A 24021-nucleotide genomic window follows, 5' to 3' on the forward strand; every position below is an offset into this window, starting at 1 on the left:
CAAAAAACAGACATCACGGCAAAACAGCGGAGAAAATTACACGATTGTAATTTTCTCCGCTGTTTCATTTGACTTCCTCCGAAAAGAGGCGTAAGATAATCCCGGAATTATACATAATTATTCACTACTTTTACACAGGGGGACATCATGGAAAGCTATCAATTTTTACTGAATCTCGCAATTATTTTACTAAGCACAAAAGTACTCGGACTCGTAACCAGGAAATTTCACATGCCACAGGTGGTCGGCGCGCTGCTGGCCGGCGTCATTCTGGGCCCGGCCGTGCTGGATATGCTGCACGAAACTGAATTTTTGGACAAACTGGCCGAAATCGGCGTCATCGTCCTGATGTTCTGTGCCGGTCTGGAAACGGATACAAGGGAGCTGAAAAAAAGCGGAAAATCAGCATTTATCATCGCTCTGATCGGTGTAATCGTTCCGCTGGCCGGCGGATACGCGGTGGCAGCCTACTTTAACAGGCCGTCAGTCATCGCCTCCGACGCATCGGGAACCGCATTTCTTCAGAATATGTTCATCGGAGTCATTTTAACGGCAACCTCCGTGAGCATTACCGTCGAGACCTTAAAGGAGCTGGGAAAACTGAAAACCCACTCCGGCAACGCCATCCTGGGCGCGGCCATTATCGACGACGTGCTGGGCATCATCGCTCTGACGATCATCACCAGCATGGCCGACTCCAATGTGAATCTGGTTACGGTCCTGTTAAAGATCGCGGCGTTCTTCCTGTTATCGGGAGTGGGCGGCGTCATCGTCTACCGTCTCTTTGCCAGATGGAGCAACAACGCCGAGCACGGACTGCAGCGTCATACCATCGCCGCCTTTGCCCTCTGCCTGCTCCTCTCCTTCGCCGCAGAAAAATTCTTCGGCGTAGCCGATATCACGGGCGCTTACATCGCGGGCGTTATTATTTCCAATACACAGAAGTCCCAGTATCTGACGTCCAAGTTTGATACACTGTCGTATTTACTCCTGTCGCCCGTATTCTTTGCAAGCATCGGACTTAAGGTGGAACTGCCCGCCATGACGACACAGATCATCCTGTTTGCCGTATTCCTGACGCTTGTGGCAATCTTTACAAAGGTCATCGGATGCGGCCTGGGCGCGAAGCTGTGCGGCTATAAGAATTACCAGAGCATCCGAATCGGTGTCGGCATGATCTCCCGTGGCGAGGTCGCCCTGATCGTCGCCAGCAAGGGCCAGCAGTTAGGTCTTCTCGGCTCTAACTTCTTAGGTCCGGTGGTCATCGTGGTCGTCATTACCACAATCATCACGCCGATCCTGTTAAAGCCGGTATTCCGTCTCGGGCCGACACAGCCGTTCAACGAAGCTAGACTGGCCGAAAACTACGAGGAAGTCTCCAAATACCGTTAATTCGCCAGCTTACCGGCTTCCGGATTTAAGAATACTTCCTTTTTCACTGCTTTTTCCTGACAGGCCACGATCGTCGTGCACACGGCATCACCAGTGACGTTGACGGCGGTCCGGCACATGTCCAGGATACGGTCAATTCCCATGATGAGCGCGATGGCTTCCACCGGAAGTCCCACAGATGTGAACACCATGGAAAGGGTGATCAGCCCTACGCCCGGCACGCCCGCCGTTCCGATGGAGGCCAGGGTAGCCGTCAGAATGACCTTCATATAATCGGCGGCAGACAGGCTGATCCCAAACGCCTGCGCGGCAAATACCACGGCAACACCCTGCATGATGGCCGTTCCATCCATATTAATGGTAGCTCCAAGAGGAATGGTAAAAGAAGAAATCCTCTTGGAGACCCCCATCTTTTGATGGAGCGTGTCGATGGACAGCGGGATTGTGGCATTGGAGGTCGCCGTGGAAAAGGCGAAGCCCATAACCGGCAGAAACTTCCTGATAAACAGAAACGGACTCAGTCCCGTAAAGCCTTTCAGCATCACCATGTAGACCACCAGGCATTGAACCGCCAGCGCCAGCAGCACGCCTGCCATATACTTGAGAAGAGGCAGAAATGCATCGAATCCAATTCCCGAAAATGTCTTCGCGATCAGGCAGAACACGCCGTAAGGCGCTAATTTCATGACCATGGTCGTCATTTCCATCATCACATCGTTAAACTGGCTGAAGAAATTGCCGACAGTTTCCACACTCTCGCCCAATTTTGCAAGAATTATCCCCACAATCAGCGCAAATAAGATGATTGGCAGCATATCTCCGCTTGCCAGCGCCCCCAGCGGGTTGGTCGGTATGATATTCAGCAGCGTATCCGGCAGACTCACCTTGCCTGCGATGGCTACCTCGCTTCGCTCGATGGAGGACATATCCAGCCCCACGCCCGGATTTATCACATTGGCCACCAGTATGGCGGCCGTAATGGCGAGAGCCGTCGTAAAAAGATAGAAGAACAGCGTCTTGACGCCGATGGTTCCCAGCTTCTTCGTATCTCCCATGGCCATGCTTCCGCAGACCAGCGAGCAGAACACCAGCGGAACCACAAGCATCTGCATCAGCCGCAAAAATCCGTTTCCGATGACATAGAATATGCCTCCGATCAGGAACTCATCCCGTATCACGCTCTCCGGTACGGCGTAATGAAGCAGGATTCCTGTCGCGGCGCCTGCCAGCAGCCCAATAAATATCTTTGTTGTCAATCCTGTCTTTTTTCTGTTTTTCATATACTGGTATAATCCTTCCTGTCTGCTATAAAACGTTCCAGCATGATTTTCCATTCCGGAAGCAGGGAGATTCCGGACATGCGCAGCATCATGTTGTCCAAAACGGAGTACGACGGGCGCATGGCGGTAAGCCTGTCATCCACAGCCGCTACCGGCACTACCTCCGTCTGTGATCCGGAGAGGCGCACGATCTCCTGCGCAAATTCATACCGGCTGCAGCTTCCCTGGCCAGTCACATGGTATAACCCATCCGGCGCAGACTCCATCAGTTCGATGATCTTTTCCGCCAGCTCCGAGGCTCCGGTCGGCACAGCGGTCTGATCGGCTGCCGCATAAATCGTCTTCCCCTCTCCCGCCAGCTTCATAATTTTCGAAAAATAACTGCTGCCCTCTCCAAATATCCAGGAACTCCTGACGATAATGTGGCGGTTGCAGAATTCCTTCACGAAATTCTCCCCGGCAAGCTTCGATTTTCCGTAGATAGTCTGTGGATTCGGCGTATCAAACTCCGTATACGGCGTCTGTCCGCTTCCGTCAAACACGTCATCCGTAGAGAGCTGTATCATCCTGGCTTTTCCCATCCGGGCCGCCACACTTAAATTTCTGGCTCCCAGCGCGTTGACCTTAAACGCTTCCTCTTTATTCTCCTCGCACGCGGCCACATCCGTAAGCCCCGCGCAGTTTACAATGAAATGCGGCCGGTTCATGCCTGCATAATCCCTGACTGCTTTCGAATCGGTGATATCGACAGCGTCGATGTCCGTAAGCAGCAGCTCCACCGGCGTATTTTCCAAAAGTTCCGTCATTTTGCGGCCGACTCTGCCGTTTGCTCCGCAAATCCAAACCTTTTGCATATGATTCATTTGGTATCCTCCATTCTGAAATCGTGACAAAGTATTGTACCATAGATCGCAGGGGCTGCCAAGGTGGGAAAGGGAAATTCAGTATAAACTTACAGAATTATAACCCCAATGTTGGAGATATTTTTTATAAATTTCTGCTTGGAATTCCTCTGCTTTCTCCCTTTTATTCTTTTTATATTTGATATAAATATTGCCGCTGCCCCTTGTAACTGTATCGAAAATAAACCCCTGCCTATTGCACGGGTACAGTCATATTCATTCTTTATTTCACTGTTTTTTGCTTCTATTCGATATCGTTCTTTATTATAGATGAAAAGGACTGGAAGAGCTGCCGGCGCCCTGCAAAAATCGCCGAAACTGGGGGAAAGCGCTCTGGCCCCGGCTGCCTGGCGGAACAAAAACCACGAAATCCAGCTAAAGTTATTGTCGAAAGCAGCTTTTCATAATTCTGTAAATTTATAAGTTTATTCTGGAGAAATTCTTGAAATTGTTGGATTCACAGAAGAAGAATAAGAAGGTATAATAAGGAAAGATCTTGATTCTATAGGAAGGAGTCTTTTGTATGTTAAAGGATTTAGTAGCCCGGTGCAGATCTTACCGGCGTTTTTATGAGGATGAGAAAATCCCGGCAGAAGCGCTTCGGGAATTGGTGGATTTGGCCAGGATGACCGCTTCCACCGCAAATTCCCAGGCGCTCAAGTTCCGGATCTGCAGAACGGACGAAGAAAATGAGCGGGTGTTTGGAACACTGAAATGGGCGGGCGCGCTGCCGGATTGGGACGGGCCCGTAAAGGGAGAACGGCCATCGGCCTATCTTATCATCCTCTGTGACCTTGCCCTTGGGAAGAATAAGCTTCAGGACGACGGGATCACCGCCCAGACCATCATGCTGGGGGCGGTGGAAATGGGGTACGGCGGCTGTATGCTCGGCAATGTGGAGAGGAAACGGCTGGCGGAGCTTCTGGATATCGATACCGCAAAGTACTCTATTGATCTCGTGCTGGCGCTTGGAAAGCCAAAGGAAAAGGTCGTGGTGGTGCCGGTTGGGGCGGACGGAGACGTGCGCTATTACCGTGACGCGGAGCAGGTCCATTATGTGCCGAAAAGAAGTCTTGATGAGATTATACTATGAGACGTTTCAGCTTTCCCACTGCTTAACCCGCATAAGCCCCCGCTTTTGTAAACAGCTTATGATGTTTCATTGCCTCATTGGCCTCCGACAAAACCTTTTCCTCATCAATAGTCAGAAGCTTCCGGTCTTTCATGACCAGTTTCCCGTTGATGATGGAATGCTTTACGTCGGCTCCCGAGGCGCTCTCGATCACGGTATTGACGAGACTTCCGGTCGGCGTCAGATGGGGTTGGTCTAAGTTGACAGCGATCATATCGGCGAAGTTTCCGTGGCGGATGGCTCCCAGACTGCTGTTCATCAGGGCCTGTGCTCCACCCTCCATGGCCATGGAAAGAAGGGTTCCAGCCGGCATAATCTCAGGATTTCCGGTGGTGATTCCGTAGGCCACGTTCATGATGCACCGGAATGCCCGCATCTCACGGAATAAATCCAGTCCGCCGTGGCCCGCGCCGTCGGAACCGAAGGCCACGGGAATCCCGGCCGCAAGGAGGCGCGGCGTCTGGGGAATGCCCTTGCCGCAGTTGCTGAACGGACAGTGCACCACCTTAATCCCCCGTTCCTGCACCGTCTGAATCTCGGATTCAGACAGCATGATGCAGTGGGCTGCTACAAAACGGTCCGACAACGCGCCGATCCGGTCTAAGTAGCTGAAAGGCCGTTCTCCGTAACGTTCGATGAAATCAAGTACTTCGCTGGCGTATTCGTTCATATGGCATTCTGCCGTCACCTTCTGCTCTTTGGCCGCGAGAAATATGGTGCGGAACAGGTCTTCCGTGCAGGCCATCAAAGAGGTTACGGAATAGTACACCTGGAGCAGGCCACCTTTCCCGTGGTATTCCCTGTGAAATTTCTCCAGGCGCGGCAGCGCCTCCCTGGTGCCGATGCGCAGACCGTCCGGCACCTTCGCGCCGTCGGTTGTCTGCCAGGTCAGAGCTCCCCGCATCCCCATTTTTAAATACTCTTCGGCCGCGGCTTCGATATGAGGCCCGCCGGCATCCACAAAGGATGTGGTACCGCTCTTTATCATCTCCGCGCCGGCAAGCCTGGCGGACAGCGCCATGGTTTCCTCCGTCAGAGAGGCCTCAAACGGCACGTTGATCCGTTTCCAGATCACCGGCTTCTCATCCAGCAGACTTCCCCTTAAGAACTGCTGGCTGGTGTGAAGATGGCCGTCTGTGAGGCCCGGCATCCACAACAGATGCGGATCATCGATCACCGTATCGGCCTGGAAGCCACTGGTCTGATCGGTAAGTTTTGTGTCTGCGATCTCCAGTATCCGGTTTTCGGAAATGGCGATGGTCTGATTTTTGGCAATGCTCTTATCGGGCATCAGAACTGCCGCATTTTTAATTAAAATATCACATGGTAACATAAAATAACGCCCCCTTCTCTTCTCCTGTAATGAATTCATATGCCGCCGCTGCCGGCGCATATCATCTGTATTCATTATAGAAAAAAAGAAGGGGGCGAAAAAGGACAGATGGGATAAACCAGGGAATTATTCTGGCCATGTGGGTTCGAAAAGCATCTTTTCGCAGTTCTCCAGACACGGTTCTATAATAAGGCTTTCCTGGGTTATCTCGTTTTCAATCGAATAATCCTGCACCATTTTTTCCATCTTTCCCGGCAGGAAATCCATCTTGCCCCCGAAGAACTTCCGGTTTGGCGTATCCATGATCCCGCAGCATTTCTTCCCACCGCTTTTTCTGCTCCGGCGCGGCCGAATCTAACTGTTCCAGCCGATATGGAATTCCCAGCGTCTCCCATTTCTTTCTCCCTGTGGAGTGATACGCCATGATTTCCACCTGCCTGATGTTGGTATACGTATCTCTGATCCGTCTGATCTCTGCAAAATGGTTTTCGCTGTCATTCACGCCCTGAATCATGGGACATCTCAGAATCACAGGCCTTTCCATTTTCTCCAGGTATGCAAGCGTTTTTAAGACTTCTTCCGTTCCCATGCCAGTCAGCTCTTTGTGGAGAGCCGAGGGAGTGGCCTTATAGTCAATCAGGAACAAATCCACCGTCTCTGCAAGCCGCCGTCTCTTCTCATCATTTAAAATGCCGTTGGTTTCCACACAGACGTGAAGCCCTTCCCCCCGGCACGCCCCGATCAGTTCCATGAGAAAATCAAACTGTATCGTCGGCTCTCCGCCGGTAAATGTCACACCGCCTCCCGACCGCTCGTAATAGATCCGGTCGCTTACGATTTCGACCATTACCTGGGTAACTGACATTTCTTTCCCATAGATTTTCAAAGCTTCCGCCAGACAGCCATTTACACAGTTTCCGCACGCGGCACAGCGGGTAAAATCGATCCTGTGGGCGCCATCCGTGAAATCATGGGCCTGGTTTTCACACCGCGCTTCACATTCCCGGCATCCGATGCACAGGCTGCTCTCAAAGGCCAGCTGCGGCTTACTCTTTATGGATTCCGGATTGTGGCACCAGATACAGGACAGATTGCAGCCTTTCAAAAAGACAGATGTCCTGATCCCCGGCCCGTCATGTACGCTGAACTTCTGTATATCAAATACAATTCCCATCGTTCTTTTCCCCATCCGTCAGTTTTCAAACGTAGTTCTCTTGATGATCTCGTTCTGTATCACCGGATTCAGCGTCACAAACCGGGCCGAAAAGCCGCCGATTCTGACGATCAGATTCTGATATTCTTCCGGATGTTTAACGGCATTTTCCAGGTCATCTCTGCCGATCACCATCAGATTCAGCTGCGTTCCGTTATTTTCCAGAAAGGTACAGACAAGAGCCTTCACCTTTTCATAGGAATTCTGAAACAGCTCTTTGCTGATTCTTACATTGTTGATCACGCCGGAATGGAGGCTGTGATCATACTTGCTCATGGAGTGGAGAAGCGCTGTAATTCCGGACTTATCGGCTCCGATTGAGGCTCCGTTGGCGTTAGCCAGGGGATCTCCGTCTTTCCTGCCGCAGGCGGAGGCCATCGTATACTCTCCCCAGTCCGCACTGGCGCTGTTGTTCACGCTCACAATTGTGTAGTGGTCAAGTCCTACCGTCTCCGTACATTCGATAGCCGCCCTCGCCACATGTTCATACACCTTTAACACCATGGCATCGGCTTCCGGATCATTGTTGCCGTATTTGGGGGCGTTTAAGAACAGCCTGCGTTCCTTTTCAAAGCCCTCAAAGTTGCAGTCCAGCATATCTTTCACCTGCCGGAGTGTAAAGCGTTTCTCATCGTACACATACTTTTTGATCGCCGTCATGCTGTCCGCCGCAGTCACCATTCCCACAATCTCGGGAGCGCCGTTCATATAGCAGACTCCACCTGAAAGCATCGCCCTGCCGCGTTCCAGGCAGTCGTTCATCAGAAGGCTGAGCTGTAAATAACCAGCGTTTTCTGCCGCTGTATAATAGCACTCCGCCTCTCCCCAGGCTTCCCGGAGCATCTCCGGTTCCACCTGTTTCCGGTATGCCTCCCAGAATTGATCAAAGGTACCCAGTTCTTCCGGTTCCCCGGTCCTCGGCCCCGCCTGACACTTCATATAGGCGTCGTCTCCGTTGTGAAGGACCAGTTCCACAGCCTTCTGAAGGTTGAAACCACAGTTTGGCGTCCCGGTGCTGGTTGCTTCGATGACATACTCCCCGCACCCGGCCGGAATATACTGTTCGGCCTCCTCCTCGGAAATACCGTACAGCTTCATGACAGCCGGAATGTTGGTGTCATCCCCATAAAGCAGCGGGAAGGAACAGCCTTCTCCCACCACCAGAAGCGCCTTGTTTAAGACTTCCTCATTCATCCCCCTGTAATATCGGAGAGTGAGCTGGGGAACCACATCCTTCACACGTCTGGAGGTCTCCAGGACTGCAAGCGCCAGGCGGTCGGCATTCGCCTCGTTTCTTCTGCCTTTTCCGCCGATAATGACTCTCGTATCGTGCACCTTATTAATGAACAGATACTGCTGATAGAGACTGGTCAGCAGGGCGATGGCTCCCTCTTCATCGAGAATGCCTGTCTCCAGATCGTTCACGTATAAATCGCCCAGAAATACATCCATGCGCCCGGTATTCATCTGATCCGAAATAACCGAGTAAAGCCAGTACAGCTGAAGGCCTTCCTGAAAGTTCTCCGGTGCCTGGATCTGAATATGTTTCAGCGTATGAGCCGTCTTTAAAAGCGCTTCCCTGTATTCCGGTTCTGCATCTGCCAGCCGTTCTGCCTGCTGCCTGTAGGTGTCTGCGGCAAGGCAGACAGTATCCAGCATCATAAGCAGCGCCGTGTAGAAACTGCTCTCGCCGTTCTCCTTTTGTTTACGCTTCACCTCGTCCCGCAGTCCGGGAATCCCCATGCGCACCAGCTTATCATCATCCGGAATCGTCAGTGCGATTCTGGCTGTCGGATAAGAGCCGACGCCCAGGCTTTTTATGACCTCCGTCTTTTCCCCCGGCAGGGCGCGCACATCATCCATACCGATATTGGGGCCATACGGCTTATAATCAACTTCCAGTTCCCCGTGTTTTTCGGTAAAACGCCGCTGCAGCTTCTGAACCGTCTTTTCCTCCTGCCAGAAGCGGTAACACTCCCATACCGCTTCCCGCTCCTCTCCGGTTAAGCAGCTCCCCGCCTTCTCCATCATTTTTTCCACCTGGACGTTGTGAAAGAAGTATGTATAAAGACCGCCGTACTGGGGGCTGAAGCCCACTACCATATGCCTCACCCGTCCGACGATTTTCTCCTCTTTTGTCATCGGGACGAGTATTTTCCGGATCTGGCAGTCGAGACACTTCGCCTCCCTGATATATTTATCCGTTTCCGAACGGTATATTTTCGTAAACTCAATCAGATACTTCAGTTCCTCTCTCATCTGTCTCTTTTCCATAAGATTCACCTCAAAATCCATAATTTTCCGTAACCTGTTTAAACCACCGGCCTGATTTTTTGATTGAAAGAGCGCCGCCATTTTTAATATCCACCCGGATCATGCCATACCTGTTTTTATACGCGTTTCTCCAGGACCAGCAGTCAAATGGCGCCCACAAATGGTATCCAAAACAGTTGCAGCCCTCTCCGATTGCCTTGTTCAGCCAGATTAAATGGTCACGGATAAACTCGATTCTGTAATCGTCTTCCACGATACCGTCCTGATCCAGAAATTGTTCCTCGTCCTGCACACCCATCCCGTTTTCCGAGATATACCAGGGTATATTTCCATAATGATCGCGGAGATTGACGGCGATCTCATAGATGGCAGGCTCATAGATCTCCCAGCCGCGGGAAAAGTTCATTTTCTGCCCCTCAAAGGTATACTCTTCAAAGTATTTTTCCGGCATCAGCGGTCCTTCGTATGGTGTGCTTCTTCTGGTGACCCGCCTCGGATGGTAGTAGTTTACCCCCAGGAAATCAACCGTATTGCTGCCAATGATCTCTAAGTCTTCTTCTGCTGCCTCCGGGCAGATTCCCTCTTCCTTTAAGAGTTCCACAAGCTTTTCCGGATACTCGCCCCTGATCGATGGTTCCAGAAACGATTTATTAAAGAGCAGATCTGCGATTTCTGCGCTCCTCCTGTCTTCTTCGTTGTCCGGCTCTTTGCAGTAGGTTGGCGTCAGATTCAGTACGATCCCAATGCTGCCTTCTCTGCCGCTCTTTCGAAATTCTCTTACCGCCATGCTGCTGGCAAGCTGAATATGGTAGCCGACCAGCGCCGCCTTCTTTGCGTCGCAGACAGCGGGATAATGGCGTTTATAGATGTATCCGCCCTCAGCAATCACGATAGGTTCATTAAAGGTAATCCAGCGTTTTACCTTTCCGCCAAACAATTCAAAACATTTAGCCGCAAAGGCCGCAAAGCCTTCGGCTGTCTCCCGGTTTTCAAATCCGCCCTTCTCCATCCAGTACATCGGCATATCGAAATGATGAAGGCAGAGAACAGGTTCAATTCCCTGACTTAAAAGCTCATCGATAACCGCCTGGTAGAACGTTACGCCTTCTTCATTGACCGTTCCCTCACGATCTTTAAAAATGCGGCTCCACTGAATTGATGTGCGGTAGGAATTCATTCCGATTTCCTTCATCAGCTTTACGTATTCCTTATATTTGTGGTAAAAATCCGAGGTCACGGAAGGTCCTACTCCATCGAAAAACTGCTCCGGCACCTGCTTAAACCAGTAATCCCATTCCGTCTCCGCCTTTCCGTCTCCCGGAAACGTCCCCTCTGACTGCGGCCCGGAGCTGGCGGCCCCCCATAAAAAATTGTCGTTGAATTGATATTTCATGATATCCTCCATTCATTTTCCAAATTTGATTGATAAATATAATAACCTCACTTCTTTTATTGCTTCATTTCCTGTAAATGGTGAAACAGCGCCCCATATAAGTTTGCTTTATTGCCAAAGCGGCAGGGAACGATCTTCGGTGTCAGAAAGCCAAACCGGTCCTCTTTTGCCATTTTCTCCATTCTCTTATAGATTTCCGGTATAACAAAAGGCGCTTCGCTGATCCCGCCCCCCAGCACGATCAATTCCGTGTCCAGGGTAAACTGAATGGAAAACAGTCCAACCGCCATGGCCTCATAAAACTCCTCCGTAAGCTGTAAAGCCAGCGGATCTCCGCCCTCTGCCAGTACAAACAGACCTTTTCCATCCGTTCTTTTTCCTGTCGCCGCAGTATATTTTGCCGCCTGTTTTACCATGGTATAGGAACTCCACGTCTTATAGTGACCATCCGCACGGTTCACCAGACAGTTTCCGAATTCTCCGCAGTTATTGGTCCGCCCTCTGCAGACAGTGCCATTTATGACGATCGAACCGCCAATTCCGGAGCCACACACCACGGACACGATGTTGCGTTTTCCGGCCGCGGCTCCCTTCCACAATTCGCCCAGAGCCGAGCAGTTACCATCGTTCTCAATGGTGACGGGAAGTCCGTCTAACCGCCGGCTAATCCGCTCAGCAAGGGGAATCTCATGGATATACGGAATTGCGCTGATTCCACCGACAATCCCTTTCACAGGATCGACGGCCCCCGGAGAGCTTAAGGCAATACCGGCGATTTTCTCTTTAGCCGTCTTAAAGACCCGCCTCATCTCATCAAGCATCGCCTCCAGCCCTTCCGACGGCGTAGGAAATGCCCCGGTGTCTTTTAAACAGCCCTCCTCATCTCCGCAGGCATACTTCACGGAAGTTCCGCCCATATCAAAAATCAGATAAAAGTTCATACAGCTTCCTCTCTCCTATGCTTTTACCGCCCCATCCACAAAGCCTTTGTAAATATGCTTCTGAGCAATCAGGAATATGATAAAAATCGGCAGGATAACCACCAGAATTCCAGCGGCGATTACGTTCCACTGGGAAGAATACGGTCCCATAAACCGGTACAGCATCGTACTCATAACCGCCTTCTTTTCTCCCGGCAGGTATAAAAACGCAATGTAAAAATCATTGTAAATGGATGTAATCTTTAAGATCGCTACCGTCATCATCGCAGGTTTTAAAAGAGGCAGAATGATTCCCTTGTAGATGCCAAAATACGAACTGCCCTCCAAAAGCGCCGCCTCATCGAGATCATACGGAATCTGGCTGATAAACTGCATAAACAAATAGAGACTCACCACGTCCACACCGGCATAGATGATTATGGGGGCTGCCAGCGTATCTACCAGCCCGATCTTCGAAAAAACGGTAAACACAATAAGATGGACGATTACAGACGGTATAAAAGATGCGATCAAATAAGCCGCCTCGATGATTTTCCGTCCAGGAAACTGGAACCGTCTTAAGACGTAAGCCGTCATGGTTCCGAACAACAATCCCAAAACCAGCGATCCTAAAATAATGATAACGGTGTTGACCATTCCCAGAAGAATCTTGCCGTCTGTAAAGACTCTTATGTAGTTATCGAAGTTTAAGAAGCTTTCCGGAGGTGTAAACCTCGGCGTTTTCAAATACTCCAGTTTTGTTTTAAAGGAGGAAAATACGACACTGATGATCGGCACAAACACCACAAGCGCCATGAGAATCAGAGAAATATATTTGCCTGCCTGTATGAGATTCTTTTTTACTTTTGCACTCATCACTCATCCTCCTTGAATACAATATTTTTCACTGCCATGACGATTGCCACGAAAATCATCAGGAGTACCGCCATCGCGCACGCCACGCCATATAAGTTGTACTGGAAAGCCGTCTCAATTAACGTGGTCGTAAATGTATTCGTTCCGTTGGTTCCCCTTGTCAGAATATACGGTATATCGAAAACCGCCACAGATCCTACAATGGCAAAAGTCGTCAAAAGGCCGATAATGGATTTCATGCCAGGAAAGGTGATCGCCCAGAAGGACTGCCAGGAATTGGCCCCGTCGATGGAAGCCGCCTCGTAGTAATCGCTGGGAATCGACTGCATGGAACCTAAATAGATTACGAAGCTGTAACCAATGTTCTTCCAGAGATAGATAAACGCCAGTGTGAACTTGACAAGCTTCGGATCCGCAATCCATTTAAGCCCTGTCTCCGCCATACCGATGGAAGCCAGAATCGAGTCGAAACCGCCGTTGATTTCAAAAAACATCTGAAAAATAAAGGTAACCGCTACTGTATTCATGATAAACGGGAAGAAGATAACCCCTTTAAAGAATCCGCCTCCCCGCAGTTGTCTGCTTAATAGTGTGGCAAAATAGAGTGCCAGGACCTGCTGAATCATGCCAGCAGCCAGATAGTAGATCACATTGTTAAATACCATACGGTATTTTTCTGTCGTAAAGATTCTCAAATAGTTGTCGAAGCCCACGAACTGCTCAGGCGACGAAAGCCCGTTCCATTCCGTAAAGCTGTTAATCAGCATCACCGCGATTGGATAAAAGGTAAACAACAGAAGCAAAAACAGCGGTATCGCAAGAAAGCTGACAATCAATATTGTCTTTTCCCTCTTATAACGTTTTATCGATTTCATCAGAGCCCCTCTTTCCTTTATCAGACCGCCGGGAAGACACCGGCGGCCCTGTCTCTCAACTAATTAAAGTTCTTAGCCCACTCCCCATTTAATCCGTCAAAATTCGGTTCCCCACCGGCAAGACACGGTTCAAGGACATACTTTGTTATGTAGGAGCCCTGTGAAAACACGTCGATCTGAGCGTTGGAAGCCATCTCTGATATCCGGACATCCTTTGTAGGGACGCTGTATAAGTTGATATAATCCATGGTTTCAAAGTTCTTTAAATCGTCTACCACCTTTCCGCCGTCTCTCATGATTTCATTCATACCGCGGTTTAAAGAAATTCTCTCACAGAAAAACTTTGCAAATTCAGTTGCCAGTTCCACATTGGGGCTGTTTTTATTCACGACCACGAAGATGTCCTCAGAGACTCTTACATTCAGCTTATTATCCGGACCTACGTCATTCTTATATGGAAATGGCGCAAATCCAATGTCATCCCGGCTTCCGCCAAGTTCCTCCGCCGCATCCTTCATCTGAGGGATGGCCCAGGAGCCGGTAAGCATAAAGCACGCTTCCTCGGAGGCGATGGCAACCTTGGACTTATCCCACTGCTCCGTAACCGTATCCGGTTCGATCTCCCCGTTTTTCGCCAGTTCTCCGACAAAGGAGAGGACTTCGTTAAGCGGTGTTCCGTCTGCCCACGGCGCTTTTGTCTCTACAATGCTGTTGGCATAATTGATATCCTCTGACCAGGTAACCGCCAGATTATCCCAGAAACGCATCGTCCACTTTGCACCCGCGTTGGTATAGAATGGGATCACACCGTTATCTCTTAAAATTCCGCAGCACTCTTTTAATTCGTCCAGAGTCTTCGGAACCTTTCCGCCGTAATACTTGTCCAGAACCTTCTGATTATATAAGATCCCTTCATAGACAACACCGATTGGCATTGCATACGTCTGACCTTCATAGGACATGTAGTCTCCGTAAAAATACTTCTCATTCAGTTCTTCCGCATTTCCCAGGGAGGCAAAGTAATTCGGATACTCCTTGATGGAAACAGCCATTGGTGCGGTCATAACATCCTCAAACTTACCGCTTTTCATCATCGTAACTACCTGTTCTTCCGTTCTCTTGGAACAGTTGACATACTCAAAGCCCTTCACTTCCGGATGCAGCGCTTTAAATTCTTCCAGAATTGGTTCCACCATTACACCGTATTTATCCGGCGTGTCTTCCACATTAAATGCAAATGAAAGGGTAACTCCGTCCTTATTTGCTTCTGCCTTTTCCGTTCCGCTTCCTTCTCCGCTGCTCTTTCCCCCGCAGCCAGTCAAAGCTGCCATCAATGCCGAAACAAGCATCACCGCTACTAAACGTTTTCCTGTTTTTTTCATTTTACTTTTCCTTCTCCTTTTGTTTTTTTAATAATGTGATTCATCATGTGACTATCATATACTTTTACGCTACATATATCAAGTATTTTAAACCAAAAAGTATATACTTATATCACTTTCAGCACTCTCGCTAAATTAAGTATATACTTTTTGTTAATTATGACAATACTTTTAAATTTCCGATTATGAATCTATGTATCTAACTAATGCCTGAGAATGGACTCTGATCCGTTATCACAGACCATTCATGCGTGTTAATCTGTTTAAGCTCTGCATCGGCATCTCTGCTGACGTAAATTCCACAGGATCTTGGAATGTCCACGTCCACACGGCCAGGTGAAAAATCAAACGTTTCACCCTTAAGGGACAGATTTTTTGACGGCTTGCGCACATAATTTATATTTTTTAATTCCACTTCCCTGATATTACCGTTCTGACCAATAATGCCAATGGCATTTTCCCCCGTACAGCTCACTCCATCTATGCACACATTACGAATTGCACAATCCGTTTTGTATTCCGGATGCTGATTGGCTGCAATATGATAATCATGCTTAACTGCCATCATAAATATTGGCTCCCCGTTGCCCCACCAGTTTCCTGCGCGAATTACGGTGTCAATAATCATATTGGTTACACGGACATTTTCAACCAGCGAGCTCTCATCATTGCACATAATACACAAGCCACGGTTGCTTTCCTTAATAATGCAGTTTGATATAGCTACATTACGGACACAGCTGTATATATAACCAATCACAATTGCTTTCGAGCAGGAACGCAGTATGCAGTTGGTAATGACAATATTCTCACACGGCTTTTCCCAATTTGTTATACCAGATATTGCAATGCAGTCATCTCCGCTTGAGATGTTGCAGTCAGAAACAATAACCCCTTTGCAGCTGCAAAAGTGCATGCCGTCATTATTCGGCATATTCAAATCCGTATCAATTGTAAGGCCAATAACCTTTATATTCTCGCATTCATGAAAGCTTATGGTCCAGCATGGTGCATCAATAATTTTAATGCCGCGCACCACAATATTTTGGGAATTGTGAAAAAACAAACATTCATTGGGACGCTGTCCAATCGGATAGGTACACTCAGAAATCTGTTCGTCGTTAAACGGAACGCGGCTGTCAGGTACATTTCTGGCTGAAGTATCATAAAAAGCCCTTCCGCTGAAATCAATAGTACCGCTTCCTTCTATCGTAACATGATCACAGTCACGGATAATCAGCATTGCCCGAAGCGCACCTAACTCATTGTGTATATAGTCCTGTTCGGGATAGTCGTCCAAATTCTCTGAACCTTTTAGTACCGCTCCGCTTTCCAGATATAATGACGCCCCTTTCAGATTAACTGTTCCTGTAATAAAAACTCCGCAGGGAATCATTACAGCTTCCCTGGTTTCAGAAGCCCGATCAACAGCGGCCTGTATGCTTTCCGTATTTAACGTGACGCCATCGCCGACAGCTCCAAATTCCATAATATTAATCATTTTTCTGCTCCTTTTATTTTGATATGATAGGAATCTTTATGTACCTATCGTATACTTTTTCAAGCTATATATCAAGTACTTTAAGCCCAAAAGTATATACTTATATGATTTTCGTCATTGTTCCCTAAATTAATATATACTTTTTGTTTATTATAACAATACTTTCATTTATATAAGTAATTGCTTTTTACTTACGTCCGTGTTAGAATAAAGCTATTATAAAAGGGGATTTTTCTATGAATAAATACATTGAAATATCGAATGAATTAAGGAACCACATATTAAAAGATAATCTTTACCATCCAAACGACCAGCTTCCATGCGAGAAGGATCTCTGTATCCAGTATGGAGCCAGCAAGATGACCATTAAAAAGGCGCTTGACATCCTGGTCGACGAGGGGCTGATTTATAAAAAAAGAGGGCATGGAACCTTTGTAAAGGGGTTATCGCAGCAGCAGCTGGATATTATGGAAGAGAACTTATGCAATACCCAGCAGGCCCTGACCGGTTTCAGCCGGCAGTATGCCAAGGAAGCTGTGACCTCCACCGTCCTGGAGTTTTCCGTCATACCGCCGACACCGAAGATCGCATCCAATCTGCATATCACAGAAGAAGACTTCGTATACAAGATTATCCGTGTCAGGAACCGGAACGGGGTTCCCTGTGTAATAGAAGAAACCTATATGCCCATTGATCTGATTCCAGGTCTCAAGATGGCGCATTTGGAATCGTCCATCTATGCCTATATCCGTCAGACGCTTCATTATGAGATTCAGAGTTCCCACGTCCGCATCCGCGCCAAGGGAGCGTCCGAGTTCATCGCCAGGAATCTCCAGCTGGAACCAGGCAGCCCGGTAGCCGTCGTGGAGCAGATCGCCTTCCTGGACAACGGCATGCCGTTCGAGTATTCCTTTTCGACTCATAAGGCGGATTTATTTGATTTTTCGGCCGTTATTGTAAAAAAGATACCTTAGGTACAACTCTGGAAAATGATTCTAATCTATTTCCAGAGTATTTTTTTATTTTTATTTGATTTTATTCGTACATACGTTCGTTTTATCGGATTAATAGTGTAGCGCTACTGATTCAGACACCAATTACACATCACTCTTGAAAGGAGGAAGAAAGCCTGTTCACGATAGGCTTTCGAAAAGAATATGAGCAGTACAGAATGGACCTACCACATGACAATCAGCAATCAGACAGGGGAAACTCTTGTTGCACAGAACGATGAAAGGAACTGGGGAATCTGGTACCTTGGAGGAAAGGATAAAAGCGCCCCTGTCTCCATCGGTGCTGGAGAAACCAAAGAAGTATTTGGAATCCGGGCATCTAAGGGTACCGCCACCGGCTATCAGGGCCAGTGTACCTGGATTGGGGCGAGCGGTTCCCTGACTCTGTCAATCGAAGTACCTTACTCAAAAGATAATAAGTCCTCATTAAAAGTATCCGGCATGTATAGCGTAGACGGCTGGAAAGAACTGCCGCCAAGGGGCCACCACTTCAATCATCTGCTGACCATTACAAAAGTGGATTAAGGAGGAAACACCATGGATATTTCCAATTGGGAAGCATTAAAAAATGATATGGGGGAGAATACAGGCAAACCGCTGAACCAGCTTTTGAATATTCCCTACAGCTATCCCCCGAAACCGGTTTTCCTGAGCCTGTCCGATCCCTATGATATCCCCCAGAAATACTGGCCGGTTATCAATGATCCGAAGTACGACAATATGATGAAGAAACAACAGCTCGTTGACAGCTACTTCGGGGCCGTCCTGTATGTGGCCTATACTGCGCCTTCCAATATTCAGACCTTTCCGGCGGGCCAGTCACAGACGACTACCATAAAAATCTCTCAGGTATCCGTCTTAAAACAGACAAATGTATGCTCCGTCGACGTCCGTTCCCTGATCAAGGGGGAGGCCTCCGGATTGCTGAAGGGCGTAAAACTGGGGCTCGCCACAGAGTTAGAGACAAAATTTGGCTATAGTTACAGTACGGAGACCACAGACACGAAAGAAAAGACGATAACGAAAACGGTAACCATCCCCGCATCCGACAAGGACCGCATCCTGGTTCCCTGGAATCTCTCCAAAATCCTTGTCGTCTACCGGAAACATAAAACGAAAGGCATCTCGCTGATCTGCGCGGATGAAACCATCGAACAGTCTGTCGAAAAATTTTATACCCTGTAGCCTGGGGCAGATTATATTACTGTTTTACGGAAGAAAAACCAAAAGAGGAGTCTGAACATCATGAGTATTCACGTACTCACTCCTGTTCAGACTCCCCTTTCTGTAATCCCTACAGCTCCGTGCAGTTTTCATGACGGCTCAACGGGCCGCCGCGCTGCTTCTCTCAATCAGCTGCGGTGGAAAGTAGTACTGCTGATATGTGCCCCGCTCTGCCTCTATCTTCTGCACCAGCATTTCACTGGCGGCCTTTCCAAGTGTGGTTCCAGGCTGACGGACCGTGGTCAGAGGGACATCCATCACCACCGCCACCGGGTCGTCATCGAAACCAACCAGAGACACGTCCTCCGGGATGCGCAAGCCCAGCGCTCTGGCCGCCCGCCAGACGCCGAGCGCCATATAGTCATTCCCTGCGAAGACAGCGGTCACTCCCTGCTGCAGAAGGCGTTTTCCACATTCATATCCGGATTCAATCGAGAAATCCCCCTGCATCACCAGGCTGCGGTCAATCGGTATGCCATAATCCTTCAATGCTTTCAAATAGCCGCAGGTACGCTGTCTGGTAAACTGTTCTCCAGCAATATGGCCGATCCTGGTATGCCCCTTCTTCAAAAGATACTCGGCTGCCAGATAGCCGCCCTGAACGTTGTCAACAGCTATGAAATCACAGGGTGCTTTCTGTAAGTAATGCTCGATGAGAATTACCGGTACCCGGCATTTTCGCAGTGCCGCCTCTACCAGCTTCTGATTGGCATTCACTTCTTTCTCCCTTGGCAGCACAAGCAGAATCCCGTCCGCATACCTCTTCTGAAGAATATCCAGATACTTCACACACTGCTGTACATTTTCCTCGCAGTTGCACAACAGAAGGGCGTACTCATTTTCCTGAGCGCATTTCTCAATACCCGTGGATATATTGGCCAGAAAAGGGTTCACAAGGTTTGGCAGAATAAGGCCAATCGTATGCGTTTTCCGTGTTGCAAGGGATACCGCAATCGGATTGCAGGTAAATTCATAACGCTCTGCAATCCCCAGTACTTTCTGCCGCGTCTTTTCAGAAATCCGGTAGTGCCCGGCCTTGTTATTCAAAATAATGGAAACCGTGGCCTCCGAGACCCCAGCTTCCCTGGCAATATCTTTTGCGGTGATTTTCATATAACGTCTCCAGTCTTACAGTACTTCCATATTTTAACAAAAGTGTATCTATCATTGTATATGAAAATCCCTTAAAATGCAATGGTTCCAGTCAATCAGAACGGCAGCTGTCTCACCCGGCCGCCGCCCTGACAACGGCGTATCACAGCCTCATATTCTGCGTCACTCCCCTCCCGGATCAGACGTCTGTATTCCTCCATTAATTCCGGGCGTTTTTCCCTTAAATATTCCATCAGCCTGATCTCCTGTATGGAATCTGGTTTCATGTAGAAACGGTCAATATAGAGCGGTATGTCCGGTCTTAAGGCTTCCAACACCAGGTCCACATCCGTGATCCCCGGCATGATGGGTGCAAACGTCGCAATCACTGGCAGTCCCGCTTCTCTCAGTCGGTTTCCCGTCTCAATCCCGGCATGTCCTTCTCCAGACTTAAGCTTTTCAATTTCATCCAGACGGCACAGTTCTGTCACGATACACAGATCTTCCATCCCCCTCAGTAAATCCAGATCCCGCTCAATCAGAAGAGACTTCGCACTGGTACAGATGGTAAGAGGAATACCATGTTTTTTAATTACCTCCACGCACTGTCTCGTCAGCCCGTACGTCTCCTCCACCGGCATGTACGGATCGCAGTAGTCTCCGATATAAAGCCGGACTCCTTCCGGCCATCTCTCACACTCCTGATCCAGGATCTCTGCGATATTGCTTCTGATGGCGATATTGCCTTCCCAGCCCTCCCGTTCCAGCCAGTAGCAGAACGGACAGCCAGACACACAGCCATCGTAAGGATTGATGTAAGGCTGGCCGTTCTCCGTCATTTCTATTGCTTTTTCCACCCTGGTCTCGTAGATCATCATTTTCTCCAATCTTTCTTTATCCTTTTACTGAACCGGTTACCATTCCATTGATAATCTGCTTCTGAAAGATGATAAATACCAGAAGCGACGGAATGAGGACGATTACGGCCCCCGCCATAATAACACCATAGGCGGATCCCTCCGAACTGTTCAGCTGCGCGATTCCTACCTGGACTGTCCGCATCTCATTGCGGTTCGTAATCAGCATAGGCCATAAGTATACATTCCATATTTCAACAAACGCCGTGATAAATACGGTAACCAGAATCGGTTTTGAAATCGGAATCAGAATTCTGGTAAAGAAGCGGATATCTCCGCACCCGTCCATTAGAGACGCTTCCTTTATAGAGGCCGAGACTCCCAGAAAATACTGTCTTATAATAAAAACACTGGTCGCTGAGCCAATAAACATAACTATAATTCCCTGGTAAGTATTGATCATATGAAGCTTCGATATGGTCTCATAATTGGTGAGAAGTGTCGCCTCACCGGGAATAAGCATGGTCCCCACAGTCAAATAAAAAAACAGATTCTTCCCCTTAAAATCGAAGCAGGCATATCCATAAGCGGCCAGGGCCGCCGTCACCACGCGCAGACAACACGTGATTGTGGTCACAAAGACCGAGTTCCAGATAAACCGCAGCATCATCGTATTTTCCCAGACCGCGTGGTAATTGGAAAAATCAATCCTCCTTGGGAGCATTCTGGGATTCAGGCTCAAAATCTCCGTACTCTTCATAAAGGATGTACCAAGTGCGTACAACACAGGAAATATGACCAGAAGTCCAATTCCTGTCGACGCCGCCTGATATAGTACACTCTTCCATATCCTGCGTTTCCCCATCAGTAATGAACACCTCTCTTCTCCCAGATAAACGATATGAGAATAACCGTAAATCCAATGATAAAACCTACTACAGCCGCCGAATACGAAAGGCCGTAATTATATACGTAAAATCCTTTCTGGTACATATAGTACATAATGGTAGATGTGGAACTGTCCGGTCCTCCCTGGGTCAGGATAATCACAGGCCCGGACATCATCAGCGCGCTTCCCACGTTGACACAAAACAGGTAAAACAGGGTTGGGCTTATCATAGGGGTATAAATATAGCGCACCTTCTGCCAGATCCCGGCTCCTTCTGCAGTGGCCGCTTCCAACAATTCTTCCGATACCGACCGGACCGCAGACAGCAGGAATATATAAGTCATCCCAAGTCCCATCCAGATGCCAATGATAATGATCGCCCACAGCGCATACTTCTTATCTGTAAACCACATGATGTTTAAGTGAAACACATGATTGATAAATCCCAGATTCCCATTTAAAAGAAGTTTAAAAATAACAGAAGCCACAGACATGGACACTGCCATGGGCATCGCATACATCAATTCATAAACGGGTGAGAGGCGTCTCCCAGACGCGGAGATCAGCGCCAGGAGATACCCCATCAGAATCGTCACCGGTATGACAACCAGTGCGTACTCGAATGTTACGACAATGGATTTTAAAAATGTTTCATCACTGAACAGTTTCCGATAATTTCCCATCCCCACAAATTTAACAGGTATATTGCTGGAATTAATCAGAAACAGACTCTTAAACAGCGTCTTAACTGCCGGATAATAGATAAAGAGCACCAGAAAAAACATGGATGGCAGTATCAGCAGATATGGAGTTATTTTCTTTTTTCTTTTCAACGTTTCCGCCCCTCTCCCCGTATATACTCTTGCGAAGTATCTTACTCTTCGACCGGATTCGCCTCATTATATTCATCCAGCGCTCTGTTGCACTGCTCCGCCATGCTGTCCACACATTCCTGGGCCGTAATCTCTCCCTTGGCCCATCTCAAAGAAGTATCTCTGAAAATCAGCTGGAACTCCTGCTGAGTCGGTGCCAGATGCTCCTGAACTTTCGGGTTGGACTTCATCAGGGAATCAAATGCCACACGGTAGCTGGGATTGTCTTTCAAAAATGCTTTCATCTCTTCTGTTTCCATGGTCTTTCCATTGGTCGGTATATAGCCGGTTGCGATACACAGCTTTGTCTGCGTCTCCGCCGAGGACCAGTACTTCATAAATTCCCATCCGGTACTCACTACATCTGAATTACCTCTGTTCAGAATATAGAGGGATGTACCACCCGGACATACTCCGCCTTTATCCGTATCCAGAACCCTGGGAAGCTCCGAAATGCCCAGCTCGAATCCATTTTCTTTGGCCGCTTCAATGATTGAGGTCATAGCCCAGTTTCCACCGCAAAACATGGCGCTTAAGCCTGAACAAAACTCATCCTTTGGCTGATCGTCCACATCAACACTCTGTACAGCCCCCGTATCGAGAACCTTCTGCCACTCATTCAGGAGAGTCAGCATGGTTCCATCCTCATCAAAGGTCACCTTCGTCATGCGCCCTGTCCTGCCGCCTTCGTTGTTGCCGATGAAATGGTAATCACCCTGGCCGCCGATCCAGTTGTTTAGGTATACATTCTGAAGGCCAAGGGTGATTCCGTACTGCTTCACCGTATCACCATCTTTAATCAGCAGTTTTTCTGCGCAGTCCGCCATCTCTGCAATGGTCTTCGGCGGATTTTCCGGATCGAGTCCCGCCTTCTCAAATGCCGTCTTATTATAATAGAAGATCATAGCATCACCTGTAAATGGGATACTGTACTGTTTTCCCCTGAAATTATATGTATCCCACAGAGACTGTACCATGTCCTCCTTCTTAAAATCCGCGTCCGCCTCAAGGAACGAATCCAGAGGGACGACATTCTTTACCGTGCTCATGTACTCCACATCGCCGGCATAAATAGTGACAAGATCGGGCATATTCGCCACATCATTTGCCAGGATCAGCGCTTTTAGCTTACTCACAATATCTTCATCCTGATAAACCGGCACCACCTTCACCCCAGCCAATTTACCGACAGTGTCGTTAAACTCCGGAATCAACTGCTCTTCAATAAACTTTCCATTAGAGCCTCCCCTGTTGTGCCACATAATCAATTCTTTCTCCTGTGCCGGATCGGCCTCCTTCTGCTCCCCCGCAGTCTCTGTCTGTGTCCGTGCCCCTGCTGGTGCCTGAGTCTCTGCAGCTCCCTTCCCCGTTCCGGAAGAACAGCCCGCTATCATCACTCCAGCCATGACAGCAGCAAGCACTGCTGAATAAAACCCGTTCCTCTTCATAAAAATACCTCCTTTTTTATTTAGCTAAAGCGCTTTAGCAATTTTCCTTATTATACACCTTTCCACCTTTTGTTGTCCAGTATTTTCTTGATTTTCTTTAACTATTTATCTCATATTTATCTATATTTAAAGCTCCGCTTACGGAGAGGTGAA

21 protein-coding genes are annotated in these 24021 nt (G+C 48.4%); 5 read left to right on the forward strand and 16 right to left on the reverse strand.

Annotated features, from left to right (window positions below; genetic code table 11):
* Positions 1 to 147: 147 nt before the first annotated feature.
* The gene (locus H8S75_RS15540) at positions 148 to 1392 is read left to right on the forward strand and encodes a cation:proton antiporter (RefSeq protein ID WP_002601187.1); all 1245 of its coding nucleotides are present in this window, start codon (positions 148 to 150) and stop codon (positions 1390 to 1392) included.
* On the opposite strand, the gene H8S75_RS15545 is transcribed toward H8S75_RS15540, so the two are convergent.
* Both H8S75_RS15545 and rfbD read right to left on the reverse strand, forming a co-directional pair.
* Positions 1389 to 2672 carry a dicarboxylate/amino acid:cation symporter gene (locus tag H8S75_RS15545; RefSeq protein ID WP_187022410.1) on the reverse strand — a complete coding sequence of 428 codons (1284 nt, stop codon included), beginning with the start codon at positions 2670 to 2672 and terminating at the stop codon, positions 1389 to 1391. The two genes, H8S75_RS15540 and H8S75_RS15545, sit on opposite strands and share 4 nt — an antisense overlap.
* A complete protein-coding gene (gene rfbD, locus H8S75_RS15550) occupies positions 2669 to 3526 on the reverse strand; it encodes a dTDP-4-dehydrorhamnose reductase (RefSeq protein WP_187022509.1) in 858 nt (285 codons plus the stop codon). Before rfbD ends, H8S75_RS15545 begins: the two co-directional genes overlap by 4 nt.
* 571 nt (positions 3527 to 4097) lie before the next feature.
* Here rfbD and H8S75_RS15555 point away from each other — a divergent pair.
* Positions 4098 to 4667: a nitroreductase family protein gene (locus tag H8S75_RS15555; protein ID WP_187022411.1), complete on the forward strand. Its 570-nt coding sequence runs from the start codon at positions 4098 to 4100 to the stop codon at positions 4665 to 4667.
* Between the two features lie 22 nt (positions 4668 to 4689).
* Here the strand turns inward: H8S75_RS15555 and H8S75_RS15560 are convergent, their stop codons facing one another.
* From H8S75_RS15560 to H8S75_RS15600, 9 genes are all read right to left on the reverse strand, one after another.
* The gene (locus H8S75_RS15560) at positions 4690 to 6039 is read right to left on the reverse strand and encodes an amidohydrolase family protein (protein WP_187022412.1); all 1350 of its coding nucleotides are present in this window, start codon (positions 6037 to 6039) and stop codon (positions 4690 to 4692) included.
* A gap of 214 nt (positions 6040 to 6253) precedes the next feature.
* On the reverse strand, positions 6254 to 7213 hold the full coding sequence (locus tag H8S75_RS15565; protein WP_243270284.1) for a glycyl-radical enzyme activating protein: 960 nt from the start codon (positions 7211 to 7213) through the stop codon (positions 6254 to 6256).
* Positions 7214 to 7231: 18 nt separating this feature from the next.
* Complete coding sequence (locus H8S75_RS15570) at positions 7232 to 9526, reverse strand: pyruvate formate lyase family protein (RefSeq protein WP_243270285.1); 2295 nt, start codon at positions 9524 to 9526, stop codon at positions 7232 to 7234.
* Between the two features lie 10 nt (positions 9527 to 9536).
* On the reverse strand, positions 9537 to 10919 hold the full coding sequence (locus H8S75_RS15575) for a glycoside hydrolase family 1 protein (RefSeq protein WP_187022414.1): 1383 nt from the start codon (positions 10917 to 10919) through the stop codon (positions 9537 to 9539).
* A gap of 56 nt (positions 10920 to 10975) precedes the next feature.
* A complete protein-coding gene (locus H8S75_RS15580; protein ID WP_187022415.1) occupies positions 10976 to 11860 on the reverse strand; it encodes an ROK family protein in 885 nt (294 codons plus the stop codon).
* Positions 11861 to 11875: 15 nt separating this feature from the next.
* A complete protein-coding gene (locus H8S75_RS15585; protein WP_187022416.1) occupies positions 11876 to 12715 on the reverse strand; it encodes a carbohydrate ABC transporter permease in 840 nt (279 codons plus the stop codon).
* Entirely contained in the window at positions 12715 to 13590 is an 876-nt protein-coding gene (locus H8S75_RS15590; protein WP_002601198.1) for a carbohydrate ABC transporter permease, read from the reverse strand. The genes H8S75_RS15585 and H8S75_RS15590 overlap by 1 nt, the downstream gene beginning before the upstream one ends.
* A gap of 59 nt (positions 13591 to 13649) precedes the next feature.
* Entirely contained in the window at positions 13650 to 14972 is a 1323-nt protein-coding gene (locus tag H8S75_RS15595; RefSeq protein WP_187022417.1) for an ABC transporter substrate-binding protein, read from the reverse strand.
* Positions 14973 to 15171: 199 nt separating this feature from the next.
* Positions 15172 to 16473 carry a glycoside hydrolase family 28 protein gene (locus H8S75_RS15600; RefSeq protein WP_187022418.1) on the reverse strand — a complete coding sequence of 434 codons (1302 nt, stop codon included), beginning with the start codon at positions 16471 to 16473 and terminating at the stop codon, positions 15172 to 15174.
* Positions 16474 to 16709: 236 nt separating this feature from the next.
* Here H8S75_RS15600 and H8S75_RS15605 point away from each other — a divergent pair, with 236 nt between their 5' ends.
* From H8S75_RS15605 to H8S75_RS15615, 3 genes are all read left to right on the forward strand, one after another.
* Positions 16710 to 17447 carry a GntR family transcriptional regulator gene (locus H8S75_RS15605; protein ID WP_187022419.1) on the forward strand — a complete coding sequence of 246 codons (738 nt, stop codon included), beginning with the start codon at positions 16710 to 16712 and terminating at the stop codon, positions 17445 to 17447.
* Positions 17448 to 17630: 183 nt separating this feature from the next.
* Positions 17631 to 18011, forward strand: coding sequence for a hypothetical protein (locus H8S75_RS15610; protein ID WP_243270286.1), 381 nt, complete (start codon positions 17631 to 17633; stop codon positions 18009 to 18011).
* Between the two features lie 12 nt (positions 18012 to 18023).
* On the forward strand, positions 18024 to 18671 hold the full coding sequence (locus H8S75_RS15615) for a phosphocarrier, HPr family protein (RefSeq protein ID WP_187022420.1): 648 nt from the start codon (positions 18024 to 18026) through the stop codon (positions 18669 to 18671).
* Between the two features lie 138 nt (positions 18672 to 18809).
* Here the strand turns inward: H8S75_RS15615 and H8S75_RS15620 are convergent, their stop codons facing one another.
* The 5 genes from H8S75_RS15620 to H8S75_RS15640 form a co-directional block, all read right to left on the reverse strand.
* Positions 18810 to 19823, reverse strand: coding sequence for a LacI family DNA-binding transcriptional regulator (locus H8S75_RS15620; protein ID WP_187022421.1), 1014 nt, complete (start codon positions 19821 to 19823; stop codon positions 18810 to 18812).
* 95 nt (positions 19824 to 19918) lie between these two features.
* Positions 19919 to 20689 (reverse strand): SPL family radical SAM protein, encoded by a 771-nt coding sequence (locus H8S75_RS15625; protein ID WP_187022422.1) that lies wholly within the window; start codon positions 20687 to 20689, stop codon positions 19919 to 19921.
* 7 nt (positions 20690 to 20696) lie between these two features.
* Positions 20697 to 21524 (reverse strand): carbohydrate ABC transporter permease, encoded by an 828-nt coding sequence (locus H8S75_RS15630; RefSeq protein WP_187022423.1) that lies wholly within the window; start codon positions 21522 to 21524, stop codon positions 20697 to 20699.
* Positions 21524 to 22381: a carbohydrate ABC transporter permease gene (locus H8S75_RS15635; RefSeq protein ID WP_110325168.1), complete on the reverse strand. Its 858-nt coding sequence runs from the start codon at positions 22379 to 22381 to the stop codon at positions 21524 to 21526. The genes H8S75_RS15630 and H8S75_RS15635 overlap by 1 nt, the downstream gene beginning before the upstream one ends.
* Before the next feature lie 41 nt (positions 22382 to 22422).
* Positions 22423 to 23868, reverse strand: a complete 1446-nt coding sequence (locus tag H8S75_RS15640; protein ID WP_187022424.1) for an ABC transporter substrate-binding protein — start codon at positions 23866 to 23868, stop codon at positions 22423 to 22425.
* Positions 23869 to 24021: the final 153 nt, after the last annotated feature.

This window comes from Hungatella hominis (genome assembly GCF_014288005.1).
Classification (GTDB): domain Bacteria; phylum Bacillota; class Clostridia; order Lachnospirales; family Lachnospiraceae; genus Hungatella; species Hungatella effluvii.